Origin of the sequence: Enterobacter sp. ku-bf2 (genome assembly GCF_001742765.1) — a bacterium.
Classification (GTDB): Bacteria; Pseudomonadota; Gammaproteobacteria; order Enterobacterales; family Enterobacteriaceae; genus Enterobacter; species Enterobacter quasiroggenkampii.
Genome location: NZ_MDVW01000018.1, coordinates 61,837 through 80,368, shown reverse-complemented (window position 1 = coordinate 80,368; position 18,532 = coordinate 61,837). Strand labels below are relative to the sequence as shown.

Here is an 18,532-nt window from a genome sequence, read left to right as displayed (position 1 = left end):
TATCAACTCCCCTTCTGAGGATCTGGCGAGAAGCCGGATAAACTATGTTAAACAGTATTTTAGTAATACTTTGTCTGATTGCCGTCAGTGCATTTTTCTCGATATCCGAGATCTCGCTGGCCGCGTCCCGTAAAATCAAACTGAAGCTGCTTGCCGACGAAGGCAACATCAACGCCTCACGCATTCTCAAAATGCAGGAAAACCCCGGTACGTTCTTTACCGTGGTGCAAATTGGTCTGAACGCGGTGGCCATTCTCGGCGGTATCGTGGGCGATGCGGCGTTTTCCCCGGCGTTTTATAGCCTCTTTGCGCAGTATATGTCCGCCGAATTGGCCGAACAGCTGAGCTTTATCCTCTCCTTCTCGCTGGTGACCGGGCTGTTCATCCTCTTCGCCGACCTGACCCCGAAACGCATCGGTATGATTGCGCCAGAAGCTGTGGCTTTGCGTATCATCAACCCGATGCGCTTCTGCCTGTTCGTGTTCCGCCCGCTGGTGTGGTTCTTCAACGGCCTGGCAAACGTCATTTTCCGCATCTTTAAGCTACCGATGGTGCGTAAAGACGACATAACCTCTGACGATATTTATGCGGTCGTGGAAGCCGGCGCGCTGGCCGGGGTGCTGCGCAAGCAGGAACATGAGCTGATTGAGAACGTATTCGAACTGGAATCCCGTACCGTGCCCTCTTCCATGACGGGCCGTGAAAGCATTATCTGGTTCGATTTACATGAAGATGAGCAGAGCCTGAAGAACAAAGTGGCGCAGCATCCACACTCTAAGTTCCTGGTCTGTAATGAAGATATCGACCACATCATCGGTTACGTCGACTCCAAAGACCTGCTGAACCGCGTGCTGGCGAACCAGAGCCTGGCGCTGAACAGCGGCGTGCAGATCCGCAATACCCTGATTGTGCCGGACACCCTGACGCTCTCAGAAGCGCTGGAAAGTTTCAAAACCGCCGGGGAAGACTTCGCGGTGATCATGAACGAATACGCGCTGGTGGTGGGTATTATCACCCTCAACGACGTCATGACCACGCTGATGGGCGACCTGGTAGGCCAGGGGCTGGAAGAGCAGATTGTTCAGCGTGACGATAATTCATGGCTGATTGATGGCGGCACGCCGATTGAAGACGTGATGCGCGTGCTGGATATCGACGAGTTCCCGCAGTCCGGAAACTACGAGACCATCGGCGGCTTTATGATGTTTATGCTGCGTAAAATCCCGAAACGCACCGACTCGGTGAAGTTCTCCGGCTACAAGTTTGAGGTGGTGGATATTGATAACTACCGCATCGACCAGCTGCTGGTGACGCGTATCGACAACAAACCGACCGTACTGGTGCCGAAGCTGCCGGATGCGGAAGAGAAGGTGTCGGCGTAACGTTCCTGCCCCCACAAACATCAACGGCTCCCATCGGGAGCCGTCTTTTTATCTACTACTACTGCATAGCACGTTGGTTAAGCCATCTCAGTTTGCAGACGCATAACCTGACGGTTGACTTCGGACATCACAGACAGGTGCTGTTTGTCCTTCACTTTTGGGACAAGGATTTTGCCCTTATCAAACTCAAAAGCGCCAACATCCTTGATATACAACCGTCCACGGAACAGGATCTTCACGTACTTCGCCACCTGAAGCGGGTTGTAGCGTTGGAAAATTTTCATTCTTGTATCTCCTGCGAATCATACGCTCTTGCGGTGCCACAATCGGCCCGACTGTCCTGAGCGCAAATTTTAATGCCCAATGACTATAGACCAGAACTACGGTGTTACCCAGTGTGCATAAGTTTATTTACCGTTTGATTACAATTATTCAGAATAATCTTTGCAAAGCGTGACTGAGCGCAGTATAAGCCGTCGTTTTTTCATGGATATGTGCGTTCACCCGCAAACTGGCATCGGGATTGCGGGAAAACCACATTGATCGCACTTATCATTAAAAGCGTATGACCAAGTGGTCGGATCACCTGCAAACAATAAGGAAACGCCATGACCCTACGTAATATCCTTGCAGCAGCCTGCCTGCTGCTGCCCCTGTGGGCGAGTGCTCACAACATTGAAAAAGGACAACGTGTACCGCCAGTCGGCATTGCTGACCGGGGAGAATTGATTCTCGACAATGATAAGTTTAGCTACAAAGCCTGGAATAGCGCGCAACTCGCGGGCAAAGTGAGAGTTGTACAACATATTGCCGGTCGTACATCTGCAAAAGAGAAAAATGCCAGCCTGGTGGAAGCGATCAAGGCCGCAAAATTCCCTCACGACCGCTACCAGACCACCACGATCGTGAATACCGATGACGCCATTCCGGGTTCCGGGATGTTTGTGCGCTCAAGCCTTGAGAGCAATAAAAAGCTCTATCCGTGGTCGCAGTTTATCGTCGACAGCAACGGCGTCACCCGTAAGGCCTGGCAGCTGGAGGAAGAGAGCTCCGCGATTATCGTGCTGGATAAAGAAGGTCGCGTACAGTGGGTAAAAGACGGGGCGCTGACCCAGGAAGAGGTGCAGCAGGTTGTCGACCTGCTGCATAAGCTGCTGGCTCAATAAATAGAGACGCGGAAGCCGGGGTTGAGGAAGGATTCGCGCGGGGTGTAGTCCAGCGGCTTGCCCTGCCAGTCATGAACATGCGCCCCGGCGGCCGCAGCAACCGCATGCCCGGCGGCGGTATCCCAGACGTTCGTCGGCCCAAAGCGGGGATAGAGCTGAGCCTGTCCTTCCGCCACCAGGCAGAATTTCAGCGATGAGCCAATCGAGGTGGTCTGGTGTTCACCCAGCTGCTGCAGGTACTCCTGCAGCTCGCTGTCGCTGTGCGAGCGGCTAATCACCACCAGCGGCGGACGCGCATCGCGCACCTGGATCTGCTTGCGCACGCCGCACTCTTCTTTCCACGCCTTCCCTTCTGCAGCACTGTACATCACCTTCATGACCGGCGCGTAGACCACGCCCAGCACCGCTTTACCCTTCTCAATCAGGGCGATATTGACGGTGAATTCACCGTTGCGCTTGATGAACTCTTTTGTCCCGTCCAGGGGGTCCACCAGCCAGTAACGCTGCCAGTGCTGGCGTTCGTCCCAGCTTTGCGGCGCTTCTTCTGACAGGACGGGGATGTCCGGCGTTAAGGCCTGTAACCCTTTCAGGATCACCTTATGCGCCGCGATATCTGCCGCCGTGACCGGAGAGTCGTCCGCTTTGCTGACGACCTCCATAGGTTTAATACCGTCATACACCTGCATGATGGCATCTCCCGCATCCCGTGCGAGCTGACAAATTTTATCTAGCATTTTCCACCTCTTTGTTAACGCAGTGAGGTTAACTCTTTGTTTTAGTTATATCGTAATGTGAACAATTCCGCTATCTGTGAAGCAATTCCGGTTTCAGGTTGCTTTTTTCTGTCAGGATTCACATTTATGTAAGCAACGCGTTATAGATACATACTCTTTTGTGGCCTGGATCGAAAAAAGGACTCTTCTGATGATTAAGTTTAGCGCAACGCTCCTGGCGACGCTGATTGCGGCGAGCGTGCAGGCAGCGACGGTTGATTTACGTATTCTGGAAACGACCGATCTGCACAGCAATATGATGGACTTCGATTACTACAAAGATACCCCGACGGAAAAATTCGGACTGGTACGCACGGCAAGTTTGATCAATGCCGCACGTGGCGAAGTGAAAAACAGCGTGCTGGTCGACAATGGCGATCTCATTCAGGGCAGTCCGCTCGGGGATTACATGGCGACTAAGGGGCTGAAAAAAGGCGAGGTCCATCCTGTTTATAAAGCGATGAACACCCTGGACTATACCGTCGGTAACCTTGGCAACCATGAATTCAACTACGGTCTGACATACCTGCACGATGCCCTGGCAGGTGCAAAATTCCCGTACGTTAACGCCAATATCATCGACGTTAAGACCCAAAAGCCGCTCTTTACCCCTTACCTGATTAAAGAGACCGAGGTTGTCGATCGGGACGGGAAAAAGCAGACGCTGAACATCGGCTATATCGGTTTTGTCCCACCGCAGATCATGACATGGGATAAGGCCAACCTCGACGGTAAGGTGACCGTTAACGACATCACCGAAACCGCGCGCAAATACGTGCCGGAAATGCGTGAGAAAGGCGCCGATCTGGTGGTCGTTGTCGCCCACTCGGGTCTCTCCGCCGACCCGTACCAGGCCATGGCAGAAAACTCCGTTTACTACCTGAGTGAGGTTCCGGGCGTCGATGCGATCCTGTTCGGCCACGCCCACGCGGTCTTCCCGGGCAAAGACTTCGCCAGCATCAAAGGGGCGGATATCGGGAAAGGCACGCTCAACGGCGTGCCGTCGGTGATGCCGGGCATGTGGGGTGACCATCTTGGCGTAGTGGATCTGGTGCTGAATAACGACGGCGACCGCTGGAAGGTGACGCAGTCAAAAGCCGAAGCGCGTCCGATCTACGACGCGGCAGCGAAGAAATCACTGGCGGCGGAAGATAAAAAACTGGTCGACGTGCTGAAGCACGATCACGACGCCACGCGCGAATTCGTCAGCAAGCCGATCGGTAAATCCGCCGACAACATGTACAGCTTCCTGGCGCTGGTGCAGGACGATCCGACCGTCCAGGTCGTCAACATGGCGCAGAAAGCCTATGCCGAACACTTTGTGCAGGGCGATCCGGATCTGGCGAAGCTGCCGGTCCTGTCGGCCGCTGCGCCATTTAAAGTGGGCGGACGTAAGAATGACCCGGCAAGCTATGTTGAGGTCGAAAAGGGCCAGCTCACCTTCCGTAATGCCGCCGATCTCTATCTCTATCCGAATACGCTGGTAGTGGTTAAAGCCACCGGGAAAGAGGTAAAGGAGTGGCTGGAGTGTTCTGCCGGACAGTTTAACCAGATTGCCCCGCGCAGCAGCAAGCCGCAGTCGCTGATTAACTGGGACGGCTTCCGCACCTACAACTTCGACGTGATCGACGGCGTGAACTACCAGATTGACGTCACCCAACCGGCGAAATATGACGGTGAGTGTCAGGCGATCAACCCGCAGGCGGAGCGCATTAAAAACCTGACCTTCAATGGCAAGGCGATCGACCCGAATGCCACCTTCCTGGTGGTGACCAATAACTACCGTGCCTACGGCGGTAAGTTTGCCGGTACGGGAGATAGCCACATCGCCTTTGCCTCGCCGGACGAGAACCGCTCGGTGCTGGCGGCGTGGATCAGCGCGGAGTCGAAAAAAGCGGGAGAAATTCATCCGGCGGTGGATAACAACTGGCGTCTGGCGCCGATCCACAGCGATACGCCGCTGGATATCCGTTTTGAAACGTCACCGTCCGATAAGGCAGCCGCGTTTATCAAGGAGAAGGCGCAATATCCGATGAAACAGGTCGCGACGGATGATATTGGGTTCGCGATTTATCAGGTGGATTTGAGCAAGTAAAAGCAAAACGGCAACGCACGTTGCCGTTTTTGGTGTTTGTTCCCTCTCCCTGTGGGAGAGGGCCAGGGTGAGGGCATCAGGCCGCACATACCCGGCTTTTACGCCGCGCGATCGTCCCTGTTCGCCATCACCTTCGGCGTATTTACCTCAATCCAGTCCGCCAGCGCGGCGACTTTTTCGCTGACCTCGATACCCATCGGCGTCAGGCTATACTCTACGTGCGGCGGCACGACCGGATACGATACGCGATCGACAAACCCGTCCTGTTCCAGCGCCTGAAGCGACTGGGACAGCATCTTTTCGCTCACCCCGCCCATTTTACGGCGCAGATCGCTAAAGCGATGCGTCCCCTGGCGCAACGCCAGCAGAATCAGTACCCCCCAGCGGCTGGTCACGTGTTTGAGCACCTCTCGTGAAGGGCACTGTTCCGCGAAAAGATTGCCATCGCGCATTTGTTCGCTGAGCGTCGGTATCGTTGTTTTCATACTTACCTTTTTGTACGTACTTACTAAAAGTTAGCTATGGTGCTAGTGTGCCACAACACCAGACAAACACGAAGGAGATTCATCATGATCGCGATTACCGGCGCCACCGGCCAGCTTGGCCATCTCGTTATCGAACAGCTGTTGAAAACCGTACCGGCTAACCAGATTGTAGCTATCGTACGTAACCCGGCGAAAGCGCAAGCCTTAAGCCAGCAGGGAATTGTGGTGCGTCAGGCGGACTACACGGATGAAGCCGCCTTCGCCGCCGCGCTGAGCGGCGTGGATAAGCTGCTGTTGATCTCGTCCAGCGAAGTCGGCCAGCGCGCAACCCAGCACCAGAACGTGATTAACGCCGCCAAAACGGCAGGGGTGAAATTTATCGCCTACACCAGCCTGCTGCACGCGGATACCTCACCGCTCGGCCTGCACGTTGAACACGTTGCCACAGAAAAAGCGCTGGCGGCGTCCGGCATTCCTTATGCCCTGCTGCGCAACGGCTGGTATACCGAAAACTATCTGGCGAGCGCGCCGCCTGCGCTGGAACACGGCGTGTTTATTGGAGCGGCAGGCGAGGGTAAAATTGCCTCTGCCACCCGCGCAGACTATGCCGCGGCGGCAGCCAAAGTGATCGCTGAAGAGGGCCACGCGGGCAAGGTGTATGAACTGGCAGGCGACCACGGCTGGACGCTGAGCGAACTGGCGGCTGAACTCAGCAAACAGAGCGGGAAGCCGGTCACCTACCAGAATCTCAGTGAAGCGGATTTTGCCGCCGCGCTGAAGAGCGTCGGTCTGCCTGCCGGTCTGGCCGATATGCTGGCGGACTCCGATGTCGGGGCCTCCAAAGGCGGGCTCTTTGACGACAGCCATACGCTGAGCAAACTGATCGGACGCGCCACCACGCCGCTGGCGCAGAGCATTAAAGCCATCCTGTAATTGTTACGGGATGGTTATTTTTTGTGGCATCCCCTCTGGTCATCTCTGATAATGAAAAGATGACCCACGAGGAGGCTTACCGTGCAAGGCGTACCGGAACAGTTTAATGATGAAAGAGACAGCGCGCGCTTTCGCCATCTGGCGCAGCTGCCGGGCCTGGAGCTGTACCACGCGCACATTTCTGACTACGCCTTTGAGCCTCACACCCATGAAGCCTTCGGGATCGGCACGATTGAAACCGGTGCCGAACGCTTTCGCTATCGCGGTAGCCAGCATCTCGCGGCGGAAAAATCCGTCGTTACCATGAACCCGGACGAGATCCACACCGGCGAATCCGCCACCGAGGGCGGCTGGCGCTACCGGATGGTCTATATCGAACCCGATCTGCTGGAAGAGGTGACCGGTCTGCGGCACTGGTGGTTCAGCGACGTGACCCGTCATGACCCGTTGCGCTCGCAGCAAATTGGCAGGCTTATTTACGGCTTGTGGCACACGGACGATCCGCTTGCGCAAAAAGGATTACTGCTGGATCTGATTGAGACCTTCCAGCCGTTTGCCCATCACGCGCCGCGGGTTCAGGAACGCGCGCACCGCTTCGAACGGGTACGCGAGTACCTGCATGACAACTATATGCGCGCCCTGACGCTGGACGAGCTGGCCAGCGTCGTTTCACTCAGCCCGTATCATTTCCAGCGCCAGTTCAAAGCCCATTTTCACGTGACGCCGCATCAGATGCTGATGGCCATTCGCCTCTGGCGCGCCAAAGCGTTCCTCACCCACGGCATGCCCGCCGCAGAGGTCGCCGCCGCAACCGGACTGACCGATCAGTCGCATCTGACCCGCGCGTTTACCCACCGCTATGGCATTACCCCCGTGCGCTACCAGAAGCAGGTCACCCGGCGCTAATGCGCAACCTCATACAATACGCGCGCATTTGCCCCTCCTACACTGAGAACAGCGTAAATACCTGTGGATGGAAAAATGATTAGTGGAGTGTTGTATGCCCTGCTGGCCGGGATGATGTGGGGGCTGATTTTTGTCGGCCCGCTGATCGTGCCGGAGTACCCGGCGATATTGCAGTCGACCGGACGTTATCTGGCGCTGGGGCTGATTGCCCTGCCCCTGGCGTGGCTGGGGCGCGCGCGCTTGCGTCAGCTCAGCCGTCAGGACTGGGGCACCGCGCTGGCGCTGACCATGATGGGCAATCTTATCTATTACGTTTGCCTCGCGAGCGCCATTCAGCGTACCGGTGCGCCGGTATCGACCATGATTATCGGCACGCTGCCGGTCGTCATCCCCGTCTTTGCTAACCTGCTTTACAGCCACCGCGATGGCAAACTGGCGTGGTCAAAAATGGCACCGGCGCTGGTCTGCACTGCCCTGGGGCTGATATGCGTCAATATTGCCGAGCTGCGTCATGGGCAGGGGGATGTTGACCTGTGGCGATACGGCTCTGGCATTCTGCTGGCGTTCATTTCCGTGGCGTGCTGGGCCTGGTATGCCCTGCGCAACGCGCGCTGGCTGCGTGAGAATCCGGACAAGCACCCAATGATGTGGGCGACGGCGCAGGCGCTGGTCACGTTGCCTGTATCTGTCGTGGGGTATCTCGGCGCATGCCTCTGGCTGGGCCATCAGCAGCCGGACTTCGCCCAGCCCTTCGGGCCAAGACCGTGGGTGTTTATCGGCCTGATGGTGGCGATTGCGGTGCTGTGTTCATGGGTGGGCGCGCTGTGCTGGAATATTGCCAGCCAGAAGCTGCCGACGGTGATCTTAGGGCCGCTGATTGTCTTCGAAACCCTGGCCGGGCTGCTGTATACCTTCCTGATGCGCCAGAGCGTGCCGCCGTTGTTCACGGCCTGCGGGATCGTGCTGTTGGTCGTGGGCGTGGTGATGGCGGTGAGAGCGAAGCCGGAAAAACCGAGGGTTGTTCCGGCGTCGGAGATGTGAGTATTGCCCGGCGGCGCTGCGCTTGCAGGGCCTACAAAACCGTAGGCCCGGTAAGGCGTAGCCGCCACCGGGCAAGACCTTAAAACGTTTCCCAGTTCCCTTCAGGTGCCGTCGCTACGGGCTGCGCTTTTGGCACATAGGTTTTCACCGGCGCCGCTTTAACCGCCTGATTGCGGGTGATTTTGAACACCGCCACCGCTTCGTTCAGACGTGCAGCCTGATCTTCCAGCGCTGCCGCTGCGGCCGCAGACTCCTCCACCAGCGAGGCGTTCTGCTGAGTCACGCGGTCCATTTCGGCTACCGCCTGGCCCACCTGGTCAATACCGCGGCTCTGCTCGTCAGAGGCCGAGGCTATTTCGCCCATGATGTCGGTGACGCGGGTAACCGCATTGACGATCTCGGCCATCGTGGCCCCGGCTTCGTTAACCAGCTGCGAACCCGCATTCACGCGTTCGCCGGAGTCGTCGATCAGCGCTTTGATCTCTTTCGCCGCCTGAGCACTGCGCTGGGCAAGGGTACGCACTTCCCCTGCCACCACCGCAAAACCACGGCCCTGCTCGCCTGCACGGGCCGCTTCCACCGCCGCGTTGAGCGCCAGAATATTCGTCTGGAAGGCAATACCGTCGATCACGTTAGTGATTTGCGCGATCTTGCTGGAACTGGTGGCGATCTCATCCATCGTACGTACGACGCCTTCCACCACGTTGCCGCCCTTCTTCGCCGTTGAGGAGGCGTCCAGCGCCAGACGGGAAGCCTGACGCGCGTTATCGGCATTCTGCTTCACGGTTGCCGTCAGCTGCTCCATGCTGGCTGCCGTCTCTTCCAGAGACGCGGCCTGCTGCTCGGTGCGGGAAGAGAGATCGTTACTGCCTGCAGAGATTTCGCCTGCACCGGTGTAAATGGTATCTGCGCCTTCACGCACTACGCCCACGGTGTTTGCCAGCGAAGTTTGCATCTCCTGCACGTTGCGCGCCAGGATAGCCATTTCATTTTTACCGTCGGCCTGAATCGGCTGGGTGAGATCGCCTGCCGCAATGGCGCGAATATGGTTGATCACCTCTTCCAGCGGCAGCAGCAGCACGCGGCGCATCGCAATCCAGCTGGAGATAATCACCACAATCACCAGCAACATGACCGCAGAGAGGATCCACAGGATGCGCTTGTAATCACTTTCGTTATCCTGAATGCCTTTATCCGTGAGCGCAGCCTGCGCTTCACGCCATTCACGATACACCGTCTGCATCGCGTTCTGTTTTTGTTCGGCATTCTGCTTGAACATATCTTCCAGATTGCCCTGGCTCAGCAGAACGTTCATTTGCGTTAGCGTTGCAGAGTAAATGCGGTACTGCTCTTCGAGTTGGTTAGTCAGGCTCTCATCCAGGCCTGGCGTGTTCGGCAAGGCATAGTATTTATCGTAATGAACCTGCGCTTCAGTCAGCAGATTTTTCGCCGTGGTCACCAGCTCATTCAGCTGACCGCCGTTAATTTGCGAGGCCATGCTGCTTTGCAGGCGCAGCATCCCGCGGTTCAGGGTGACGCGCGCCTGGTTCAGACTGATCCACGCATCAGTAAACTCCGCCACGTTCTTGCTGGAGAGCTGCGCCACGGTGAAGTTGTCTTTATCGTTGTTCAGGGCGTTGATAAAGATACCGGCGGAAATCACTTGCATGATGCCGAGCACAAGCAGCACCGAAATCAGAAGGGTAATGACTTTTATACGTTTAAACATGCGTTGCCTTTGTTATATGCAGGTTTGTCTGACGTGGATATATCGGCAGGCACAGCGGGTTGTTTACTGTTTCTCCACCTTTAAAAAGTTTCGAAACCACTTTCCTGAGCCCATTCAGAGAGTTAAATCGGATATTTTTTTGTGATCTACATCTCATTTTTACCCGTCCCTCTAAAGGGTTATAGCGCCACCTTAAAGATGCATTTAATATGCACCTTATATTATTGAGAATGAGGTAACTGCTATGGCCTTTCGCGACCAACCCCTCGGCGAGCTGGCGCTCTCCATTCCTCGCGCTTCTGCGCTGTTCCGTAAATACGATATGGACTACTGCTGCGGCGGTAAGCAAACCCTGGCGCGTGCGGCGTTACGCAAAGAGCTGGACGTTGAGGTGATTGAAGCCGAGCTGGCGCAGCTGGCCGCACAGCCCATCGACAAAGACTGGCGAACCGCTCCGCTCGCGGAAATCATCGACCATATCATCGTGCGTTACCATGACCGTCACCGTGAACAGCTGCCGGAGCTGATCCTGCAGGCGACCAAAGTCGAGCGCGTCCATGCCGACAAACCTTCCGTACCGCGCGGTCTGGCGAAATACCTGACCCTTCTGCACGAAGAGCTTTCCAGCCATATGATGAAAGAAGAGCAGATCCTCTTCCCGATGATTAAACAGGGAATGGGAAGCCAGGCGATGGGGCCCATCAGCGTGATGGAAAGCGAGCATGATGACGCAGGCGAACTGCTGGAGGTGATCAAACATACCACCCAAAACGTCACGCCGCCGCCAGAAGCGTGCACAACGTGGAAAGCGATGTACAACGGCATTAACGAAACGATCGACGACCTGATGGAACACATCAGTCTGGAGAATAACGTTCTGTTCCCGCGGGCATTGGCGGGGGAATAAAAAAGCCCGGTGGCGCTAGCGCTTACCGGGCCTGCAACGTCCTCGAACGTAGGCCGGGTAAGCGTCAGCGCCACCCGGCAACATGCTTAACGCATGCCAGCCATACGTTTCTTACCGATAAACATCCAGCCCAGCCCCAGCGCGATAAACCACAGCGGCGTGACGATCAGCGCCTGACGGGTATCATCTTCCAGCGTCAGCAGAACCAGCACGAAGACGAAGAACGCCATGCACACCCAGCACATCAGCTTGCCCAGCGGCATCTTGTAGATCGATTTTTCATGCAGGTGTGGGCGCTGTTTGCGGTACACCAGATAGGAGCAGAGGATAATGGTCCAGACGAACATAAACAGGATCGCAGAGACCGTGGTGATCATGGTGAATGCGCCAATCACGCTTGGGTTCACGTAGAGCATCACCACACCACCCAGCAGACACATGCAGGAGAAGGTCAGCCCTTTTGCCGGTACGGCACGCTTAGAGAGCTTGGCGAACGCGCTCGGCGCCACGCCTTCCTGCGCCAGACCAAACAGCATACGGCTGGTTGAGAACACGCCGCTGTTTGCGGAAGAAGCCGCAGAGGTCAGCACCACGAAGTTAATCAGGCTCGCTGCCGCAGGCAGACCTACCAGCACGAACAGCTCAACGAACGGGCTCTTGCTTGGCACCACCGAGCTCCACGGCGTCACGGACATAATGATAATCAGCGCGAAGACGTAGAACATGATGATGCGCACCGGAATGGAGTTGATGGCGCGCGGCAGGGACTTCTCAGGATCTTTGGTTTCCGCAGCGGTTGTTCCGACCAGCTCAATCCCTACAAACGCGAACACCGCAATCTGGAAGCCGGCAAAGAAGCCGCTGATGCCTTTCGGGAACCAGCCGCCGTCATTCCACAGATGGGTAAACGACGCCTGAACGCCGGTTGGTGACTGGAAGTGGGTGAGCACCATCACCAGGCCCACCACGATGAGCCCGACAATGGCCACAATTTTGATCATTGCGAACCAGAACTCCATCTCACCGAACATTTTAACGGTGGCGAGGTTAAGGCTCAGCAGCAGAACGATGACCGCCAGCGAGGCCACCCAGTCCGACAGCCCCGGGAACCAGAATTGCGCATAGGCGGTAATCGCCACGACGTCCGCCATACCGGTCACGACCCAGCAGAACCAGTAGGTCCAGCCGGTAAAATAGCCCGCCCATGGTCCGAGCAGGTCTGAAGCGAAATCGCTGAAGGATTTGTATTCAAGGTTCGAGAGCAGCAGTTCACCCATTGCACGCATCACGAAGAACAGCATAAAACCGATAATCATATAGACGAATATGATTGACGGTCCGGCGAGACTGATGGTTTTGCCTGACCCCATAAACAACCCGGTACCGATGGCACCCCCGATGGCAATGAGCTGAATATGACGGTTTGTAAGATTGCGCCGTAGCGACTGTTCAGACGACGCCTCTTCGTCGGCGACGACTTTGACCTGATCTACCATGTGATATTTTCCTGTTTATGCCTGTCTGTGTTGTTAAGGCTCTTCTGGCCTTTAAATACGCCAAAAAAATGGCGTTCCCTTGTAAGGGCTAATCGATATTAGGTAAGAATCGGCGGGATGAATACTATGATTTAGATATTATGTTAATAATATGTTGAAAGTGAGTGTCATATCACTCATACAGCGCGAAACAGCTCACAAAAATACACGCAACAGTTTCGTTTGCAAGATAAAATATTGATTCCGGCTTAACTATAGGTTTTCACGCTATTTTCCCCTCCCCAGCCGGGGAGAGGAAATAAGAAAAGTCGATTACAGAATTTCCAGCAGCTCAACTTCAAAGACCAGGGTGCTGAATGGCGGGATGGACGCGCCAGCGCCGCGCTCGCCGTAGGCCAGGTTGTGCGGAATAGTCAGTTCCCATTTAGAACCCACTGGCATCAGGGTCAGCGCTTCGATCCAGCCTGCGATAACGCCATTCACCGGGAACTCAGCCGGTTCGCCGCGCGCCACGGAGCTGTCGAAGACGGTACCGTCGATCAGCTTACCGGTGTAGTGTACGCGAACGTGGTCGGTACGCGCCGGGATTGCGCCATCACCCTGATTGATCACGCGGAACTGCAGACCAGACTCGGTGCTGTTCACGCCTTCACGCTCACGGTTCTCTTCCAGATATTTCACACCTTCGGCGGCCATCTCTTCAAAACGTGCGCGACGCACGGCGTCAGCACGTTCGTGGATTTCACGCAGCGCACGGTGCACAACGTCAACCGGAACGGCAGGCTGTTTACCTTCCAGCGCGTCAGCGATACCCGCCACCAGCGCTTCGGGTAACAGACCTTCCAGGCCGGATTCGCTCAGCTGCTGTCCTACCTGCAAGCCGATACCGTAACTTGCCTGCGCTTCGATAGTGTCAAAAGTCGGGGTGGTCATGGGTTTTCCTTCCATCACATTTAAAGTAGCGGGCAGCATATCAGCCATGCCCTTATGGGTAAAACTTTGTCTGAAGTTAAGGTGACAAACCGCGACGAAACAGAAACAATAGAGAGAACCAGGATTAATCCCGAACTGATGTCACGGATGTCGGGTTTACTACGCCGTTCAGGCAGTTAGCAAACTATACTTCGGGGCACAGGATAAAAAATACGCGGAGCAGGAGGAGTGCCATGCCCGGGCGATTTGAACTGAAACCTACCCTGGCGAAAATCTGGCAGGCGCCGGACAATTTTCGCATCATGGACCCGCTGCCGCCTCTGCATCGCAGAGGGATCATCATTGGTGCGCTGATGGTGATTGTGGGCTTCCTGCTTCCTTCCGGTGGCGATGATGTTGATACCGCCCCCGTCACCCGCAATGCTCAGCTGGATATTCAGTCGCAAACCCGACCGCAGCCTGACGCACAGCCGATGCAGACGCAGCTCGTCACCCCGTCTAACGACCCGGGTCAGGTCGCGCCGGTTGAGCCAGAGCCCATTCAGGACGAACAGCCGCAGGAACAAGCCGCCGCCCCGTCTCAGCCTCAGGCGCAACAGCCCACCGGCATTGAGCAACAGTGGCGTTCCTATCGCGTAGAACCGGGTAAAACGCTGGCGCAGCTGTTCCGTGACCACAACCTGCCGCCGACAGACGTGTATGCCATGGCGAAAGTGGAAGGTGCGGGTAAGCCGCTCAGTAACCTGCAGAATGGCCAGATGGTGCAAATACGCCAGAATGCCAGTGGGGTGGTGACAGGGTTAACGATTGATACCGGAAATGGACAACAGGTGCTGTTTACCCGCCAGCCGGACGGCAGTTTTATCAGGGCACGTTAAGGACTGGGATCTGTAAAAAGCAAAACGCCGGCACAAGGCCGGCGTTTCAACGTGAGCAGAGTAAAAAATTACTCAGCTACAACGTTAACAACCAGTTTAGCGAACACTTCGCTGTGAACCTGGAAGTCAACTTCGTGCTCACCAGTGGTACGCAGAACGCCGTTCGGCAGACGAACTTCGCTCTTAGCCACTTTAACGCCTGCTGCAGAAACTGCATCAGCGATATCGCGGGTACCGATGGAACCGAACAGTTTACCTTCGTCGCCAGCTTTGGACGCGATGGTAACGGTGCCCAGTGCGTTGATTGCTTCAGCGCGAGCATTAGCAGCCGCCAGAACGTCAGCCAGTTTGGCTTCCAGTTCAGCGCGACGTGCTTCGAAAAACTCTACGTTTTTCTTGGTAGCTGGAACAGCTTTACCCTGTGGAACCAGGAAGTTACGAGCGTAGCCCGCTTTAACGTTTACCTGATCACCCAGGCTGCCCAGGTTTGCTACTTTATCAAGCAGAATAACTTGCATTACCTTATCCTCTTAAAGTCGTATTAATGGACCGTGCCCGATTACTGATGACGATCAGTGTACGGCAGCAGGGACAGGTAGCGAGCGCGTTTGATAGCGCGAGCCAGCTGACGCTGATATTTTGCACGAGTACCGGTGATACGGCTTGGGACAATCTTACCGCTTTCGGTGATGTAGTTTTTCAGCGTTGCGATATCTTTATAGTCGATCTCTTGAACGCCTTCCGCGGTGAAACGGCAGAACTTGCGACGACGGAAATAACGTGCCATATGGCTAGTCTCCAGAATCTATCAAATCAATCTGCTCGGCATGCAGAACCATTTTGCTCAGACCGTTCTTTGCCTTGTGGCAAGAGATGAACCCCTGAACGATTACTGCACTACCGACCGTTAAACTGTGAGTAATGGCCTGGTTTTCGTGTCCGCTAATAATAACGGGCATTTGGCACCACGCCTGCCGGTGAAACCCGGCTTCCTCTTGCACAGAACGATGCTCAAGCACGAACTGGCAATGCGGAATTCCTGATGGACTGACCTTTCGAAGGGGAGCCCTGCATACGATGCCGGACAACGCCAGACGGTTGGTCATCAGAAATTACTCTTCAGAATCCCCAGCATCAGAATCATCTGCGGTTTCGTTTGCGAAATCATCGCGACGCTCACGGCGCTCGTCTTTCGCTTTAACCATCGGAGATGCTTCGGTAACTGCGTGTTTAGTACGCATAACCATGCTGCGGATAACGGCATCGTTGAAGCGGAAGTTAGTTTCCAGCTCATCGATCACTTCCTGCGGCGCTTCAACGTTCAGCAGAACGTAGTGAGCTTTGTGCAGTTTGTTGATCGGATAAGCCAGCTGACGGCGGCCCCAGTCTTCCAGACGGTGGATCGTGCCCGCTGCTGCAGTGATTGCACCAGTGTAGCGCTCGATCATACCCGGAACCTGTTCGCTCTGGTCAGGATGGACCATAAAAACGATTTCGTAATGACGCATCGAATTGCTCCTTACGGATTATTCAGCCTCCTGTCTGGGTCAGCCGAGGCCCGGGGAGGCAAGGAACGTGTTAAAGGTCGGCTGAAAAATTGACGCGTCATAATACTTGCGCGCCCCCGGAAACTCAAGCTGATTGCACAAATAATTCGCACAAAGCGCGAAGCGGGTCTAAGTGGGTGATTTAAAATTACTCACACCCGGAAGCGGTGTTTTTTTGAACAACTGCATCAGAAATGGTCACGCTTCCCCGCCGGAGGAATGATTACACTTTAATCAGAGATCACCTGAACAGAAGAAGGAGTCCCCCTCTCAGAGCACGCAGTCGTGGAGCGCATATCATGAAACAAATCGCATTAGCCCTAATGGCAGCGCTTTTGCTCAGTGCAAACGCGATGGCAGCCATCAAGATAGACAGCCGACAGGCCAGAAACATGGATGATGTGCAAAGCTTGGGCGTCATTTACATCAATCATAATTTCGCCACGGAAAGTGAAGCAGATCAGGCCCTTAATCAAGAAACCGATGCACAGGGCGCAACCTATTACCACGTGATGTTAATCCGTGAGCCCGGCAGCAACGGCAATATGCACGCCAGTGCAGATATTTACCGATAACGCGTTAACGCTAGCACCAGGAAAGCCAACAACGAGAACATAGCCATAGTTGACGTTGCCCCCTGCCCGGGGGCTTTTTTTTGTGAATGGCTCCGGAATACCACCGGTTACAACTGTTTTTCGGTATTCCAGAGCACTTATTCACTTCTGCCCGTAATAGGCATTCGGGCCGTGCTTGCGCATGAAATGCTTATTCATCAGATAATCATCAATCCCCTGGAGCTGTGGGTTGATGCCGCGAGCAATCCACGCCATGCGTGCCACCTCCTCCATGACAACCGCATTGTGAACGGCGTCGTGGGCATCTTTTCCCCAGGCGAACGGGCCGTGCTGATAGACCACAATACCCGGCGTATGCAGCGGTTCGCTTTCACCCAACGTTTCGATGATAACCTTCCCGGTGTTGAGCTCGTATTCGCCTTCCACTTCAGCCTGCGTTAATGCGCGCGTGCAGGGGATGTCACCAAAGAAGTAGTCCGCATGCGTTGTTCCCAGCGCCGGAATCGCCAGCCCCGCCTGTGCCCATGCCGTGGCATGGGTCGAGTGGGTATGCACAACGCCGCCGAGTGAGGGATAACGACGATAAAGCGCCAGATGGGTCGCCGTATCTGAAGAGGGACGCCATTTTCCCTCTACGACGTTTCCGTCAAGATCGACCACCACCATATCGTCAGCGTTCATGGTGTCATACGCCACACCGCTAGGCTTAATCACGATCAGCCCCTGCTCGCGATCGATAGCGCTGACGTTACCCCAGGTGAAGGTGACCAGGCCATAGCGGGGCAGATCCATGTTGGCTTCAAAGACCTGCTGTTTAAGCTTAAGCATGTTCAGCCTCCAGTAATCCCGCGCGCGCCATACGCTCGCGCACCCAGTCCCGCGCCTTTGCTACTTCCGCCGCAGGGTTTTCCGACGTTTCGCTCCACATCTCGATCAGATAAGGCCCGCAATAGCCGGTCTGCCTGAGCGTCTCGAAACACCGTTCGAAATCCACCACCCCGGTGCCGAACGGTACGTTTTTAAACACGCCAGGACGGGTATCTTTGACGTGCACCGCCACGATATGCCCCATACCTGCCTGCAGTTCCATCTGCACATCGTTATCCCATGCCGACAGGTTGCCGATATCAGGATAAAGCTGGAACCACGGGTTATTCAGATAGTGCGCGTAGCCCAGCGCCTTGCTGATGGAGTTCATCAACGGGTAGTCCATGATCTCCATCGCCAGCGTGACCTGCGCACGGCTGGCCATCTCAACGCTCTCCTTCAGCCCGTCACGGAAACGACGGCGCGTTTCATCGTTGGCTTCCTGGTAATAAACGTCATAACCCGCCAGTTGGATCACGCGGATACCCACGTCCTGCGCAAAGCGAATGGCTTTACGCATGATCTCCAGCCCCTGAGCGCGCACAGCATCATCTTCGCTCCCGAGAGGGAACCGGCGGTGGGCGCTCAGGCACATCGACGGCACGCGTACCCCCGTTTCGGCGATGGCGCTCACCAGCGCCAGGCGCTGTTCACGGCCCCAGTCGAGACGAGAGAGGCGTTCGTCCGTCTCATCCACGGACATTTCGACAAAATCGAAGCCCAGCTGTTTTGCCAGCTGTAACCGCTCCAGCCAGCACTCCCCCGCAGGGAGTGCCTTTTCATAGATACCAAGCGGGACCTGTTTGGACAACATACCCG

At 55.6% G+C, this 18,532-nt stretch carries 21 protein-coding genes; 9 read left to right on the top strand and 12 right to left on the bottom strand.

Features of this window, described 5'->3' with window-relative positions:
- Positions 1-44: 44 nt before the first annotated feature.
- Complete coding sequence (locus tag BFG58_RS15420) at positions 45-1,382, top strand: hemolysin family protein (protein WP_008501429.1); 1,338 nt, start codon at positions 45-47, stop codon at positions 1,380-1,382.
- Positions 1,383-1,459: 77 nt separating this feature from the next.
- On the opposite strand, the gene BFG58_RS15415 is transcribed toward BFG58_RS15420, so the two are convergent.
- A complete protein-coding gene (locus BFG58_RS15415; protein ID WP_008501430.1) occupies positions 1,460-1,666 on the bottom strand; it encodes a DUF1107 domain-containing protein in 207 nt (68 codons plus the stop codon).
- 324 nt (positions 1,667-1,990) lie between these two features.
- Between BFG58_RS15415 and BFG58_RS15410 the strand changes: the two genes are divergently transcribed.
- Positions 1,991-2,548, top strand: a complete 558-nt coding sequence (locus tag BFG58_RS15410) for a YtfJ family protein (RefSeq protein WP_023617831.1) — start codon at positions 1,991-1,993, stop codon at positions 2,546-2,548.
- On the opposite strand, the gene cysQ is transcribed toward BFG58_RS15410, so the two are convergent.
- Positions 2,542-3,282, bottom strand: coding sequence for a 3'(2'),5'-bisphosphate nucleotidase CysQ (gene cysQ, locus BFG58_RS15405; protein WP_023617832.1), 741 nt, complete (start codon positions 3,280-3,282; stop codon positions 2,542-2,544). The two genes, BFG58_RS15410 and cysQ, sit on opposite strands and share 7 nt — an antisense overlap.
- Before the next feature lie 190 nt (positions 3,283-3,472).
- On the opposite strand from cysQ, the gene BFG58_RS15400 reads away from it, so the two are divergent.
- A complete protein-coding gene (locus BFG58_RS15400; RefSeq protein WP_069720067.1) occupies positions 3,473-5,416 on the top strand; it encodes a bifunctional 2',3'-cyclic-nucleotide 2'-phosphodiesterase/3'-nucleotidase in 1,944 nt (647 codons plus the stop codon).
- A 98-nt stretch (positions 5,417-5,514) separates the two neighbouring features.
- On the opposite strand, the gene BFG58_RS15395 is transcribed toward BFG58_RS15400, so the two are convergent.
- Positions 5,515-5,901 (bottom strand): helix-turn-helix domain-containing protein, encoded by a 387-nt coding sequence (locus BFG58_RS15395; RefSeq protein ID WP_023331869.1) that lies wholly within the window; start codon positions 5,899-5,901, stop codon positions 5,515-5,517.
- A gap of 84 nt (positions 5,902-5,985) precedes the next feature.
- On the opposite strand from BFG58_RS15395, the gene BFG58_RS15390 reads away from it, so the two are divergent.
- The 3 genes from BFG58_RS15390 to BFG58_RS15380 all read left to right on the top strand — a co-directional run bounded on the left by BFG58_RS15390 (position 5,986) and on the right by BFG58_RS15380 (position 8,781).
- The gene (locus tag BFG58_RS15390; RefSeq protein WP_045907982.1) at positions 5,986-6,834 is read left to right on the top strand and encodes an SDR family oxidoreductase; all 849 of its coding nucleotides are present in this window, start codon (positions 5,986-5,988) and stop codon (positions 6,832-6,834) included.
- Between the two features lie 81 nt (positions 6,835-6,915).
- Positions 6,916-7,740 (top strand): AraC family transcriptional regulator, encoded by an 825-nt coding sequence (locus BFG58_RS15385; RefSeq protein ID WP_048225327.1) that lies wholly within the window; start codon positions 6,916-6,918, stop codon positions 7,738-7,740.
- Between the two features lie 75 nt (positions 7,741-7,815).
- On the top strand, positions 7,816-8,781 hold the full coding sequence (locus BFG58_RS15380; protein WP_048027884.1) for a DMT family transporter: 966 nt from the start codon (positions 7,816-7,818) through the stop codon (positions 8,779-8,781).
- A gap of 79 nt (positions 8,782-8,860) precedes the next feature.
- Here BFG58_RS15380 and BFG58_RS15375 read toward each other — a convergent pair whose 3' ends face one another.
- Complete coding sequence (locus BFG58_RS15375; RefSeq protein ID WP_069720066.1) at positions 8,861-10,510, bottom strand: methyl-accepting chemotaxis protein; 1,650 nt, start codon at positions 10,508-10,510, stop codon at positions 8,861-8,863.
- A 244-nt stretch (positions 10,511-10,754) separates the two neighbouring features.
- Here BFG58_RS15375 and ytfE point away from each other — a divergent pair, with 244 nt between their 5' ends.
- Entirely contained in the window at positions 10,755-11,417 is a 663-nt protein-coding gene (gene ytfE / locus BFG58_RS15370; protein ID WP_069720065.1) for an iron-sulfur cluster repair protein YtfE, read from the top strand.
- Positions 11,418-11,503: 86 nt separating this feature from the next.
- Here the strand turns inward: ytfE and cycA are convergent, their stop codons facing one another.
- On the bottom strand, positions 11,504-12,913 hold the full coding sequence (gene cycA, locus BFG58_RS15365; protein ID WP_008502891.1) for a D-serine/D-alanine/glycine transporter: 1,410 nt from the start codon (positions 12,911-12,913) through the stop codon (positions 11,504-11,506).
- A gap of 312 nt (positions 12,914-13,225) precedes the next feature.
- Entirely contained in the window at positions 13,226-13,846 is a 621-nt protein-coding gene (fklB, locus tag BFG58_RS15360; RefSeq protein WP_008502892.1) for an FKBP-type peptidyl-prolyl cis-trans isomerase, read from the bottom strand.
- Positions 13,847-14,079: 233 nt separating this feature from the next.
- On the opposite strand from fklB, the gene BFG58_RS15355 reads away from it, so the two are divergent.
- Positions 14,080-14,724: an OapA family protein gene (locus BFG58_RS15355; RefSeq protein WP_045907977.1), complete on the top strand. Its 645-nt coding sequence runs from the start codon at positions 14,080-14,082 to the stop codon at positions 14,722-14,724.
- A 68-nt stretch (positions 14,725-14,792) separates the two neighbouring features.
- Here BFG58_RS15355 and rplI read toward each other — a convergent pair whose 3' ends face one another.
- From rplI to rpsF, 4 genes are read right to left on the bottom strand one after another with little or no spacing between them, the layout of a single operon-like run.
- Positions 14,793-15,242 carry a 50S ribosomal protein L9 gene (rplI, locus tag BFG58_RS15350; protein WP_008502894.1) on the bottom strand — a complete coding sequence of 150 codons (450 nt, stop codon included), beginning with the start codon at positions 15,240-15,242 and terminating at the stop codon, positions 14,793-14,795.
- Between the two features lie 41 nt (positions 15,243-15,283).
- Positions 15,284-15,511, bottom strand: a complete 228-nt coding sequence (gene rpsR / locus BFG58_RS15345; protein WP_000135199.1) for a 30S ribosomal protein S18 — start codon at positions 15,509-15,511, stop codon at positions 15,284-15,286.
- A 4-nt stretch (positions 15,512-15,515) separates the two neighbouring features.
- A complete protein-coding gene (gene priB, locus BFG58_RS15340; RefSeq protein WP_008502895.1) occupies positions 15,516-15,830 on the bottom strand; it encodes a primosomal replication protein N in 315 nt (104 codons plus the stop codon).
- A 6-nt stretch (positions 15,831-15,836) separates the two neighbouring features.
- On the bottom strand, positions 15,837-16,232 hold the full coding sequence (rpsF, locus tag BFG58_RS15335; RefSeq protein ID WP_014830397.1) for a 30S ribosomal protein S6: 396 nt from the start codon (positions 16,230-16,232) through the stop codon (positions 15,837-15,839).
- Between the two features lie 338 nt (positions 16,233-16,570).
- On the opposite strand from rpsF, the gene yjfY reads away from it, so the two are divergent.
- Positions 16,571-16,846, top strand: a complete 276-nt coding sequence (gene yjfY / locus BFG58_RS15330) for a DUF1471 family protein YjfY (RefSeq protein ID WP_045907976.1) — start codon at positions 16,571-16,573, stop codon at positions 16,844-16,846.
- Positions 16,847-16,987: 141 nt separating this feature from the next.
- On the opposite strand, the gene BFG58_RS15325 is transcribed toward yjfY, so the two are convergent.
- Both BFG58_RS15325 and BFG58_RS15320 read right to left on the bottom strand, forming a co-directional pair.
- Positions 16,988-17,674, bottom strand: a complete 687-nt coding sequence (locus BFG58_RS15325) for an L-ribulose-5-phosphate 4-epimerase (RefSeq protein ID WP_048027876.1) — start codon at positions 17,672-17,674, stop codon at positions 16,988-16,990.
- A complete protein-coding gene (locus BFG58_RS15320; protein ID WP_045907974.1) occupies positions 17,667-18,527 on the bottom strand; it encodes an L-ribulose-5-phosphate 3-epimerase in 861 nt (286 codons plus the stop codon). The genes BFG58_RS15325 and BFG58_RS15320 overlap by 8 nt, the downstream gene beginning before the upstream one ends.
- Positions 18,528-18,532 lie beyond the last annotated feature (5 nt).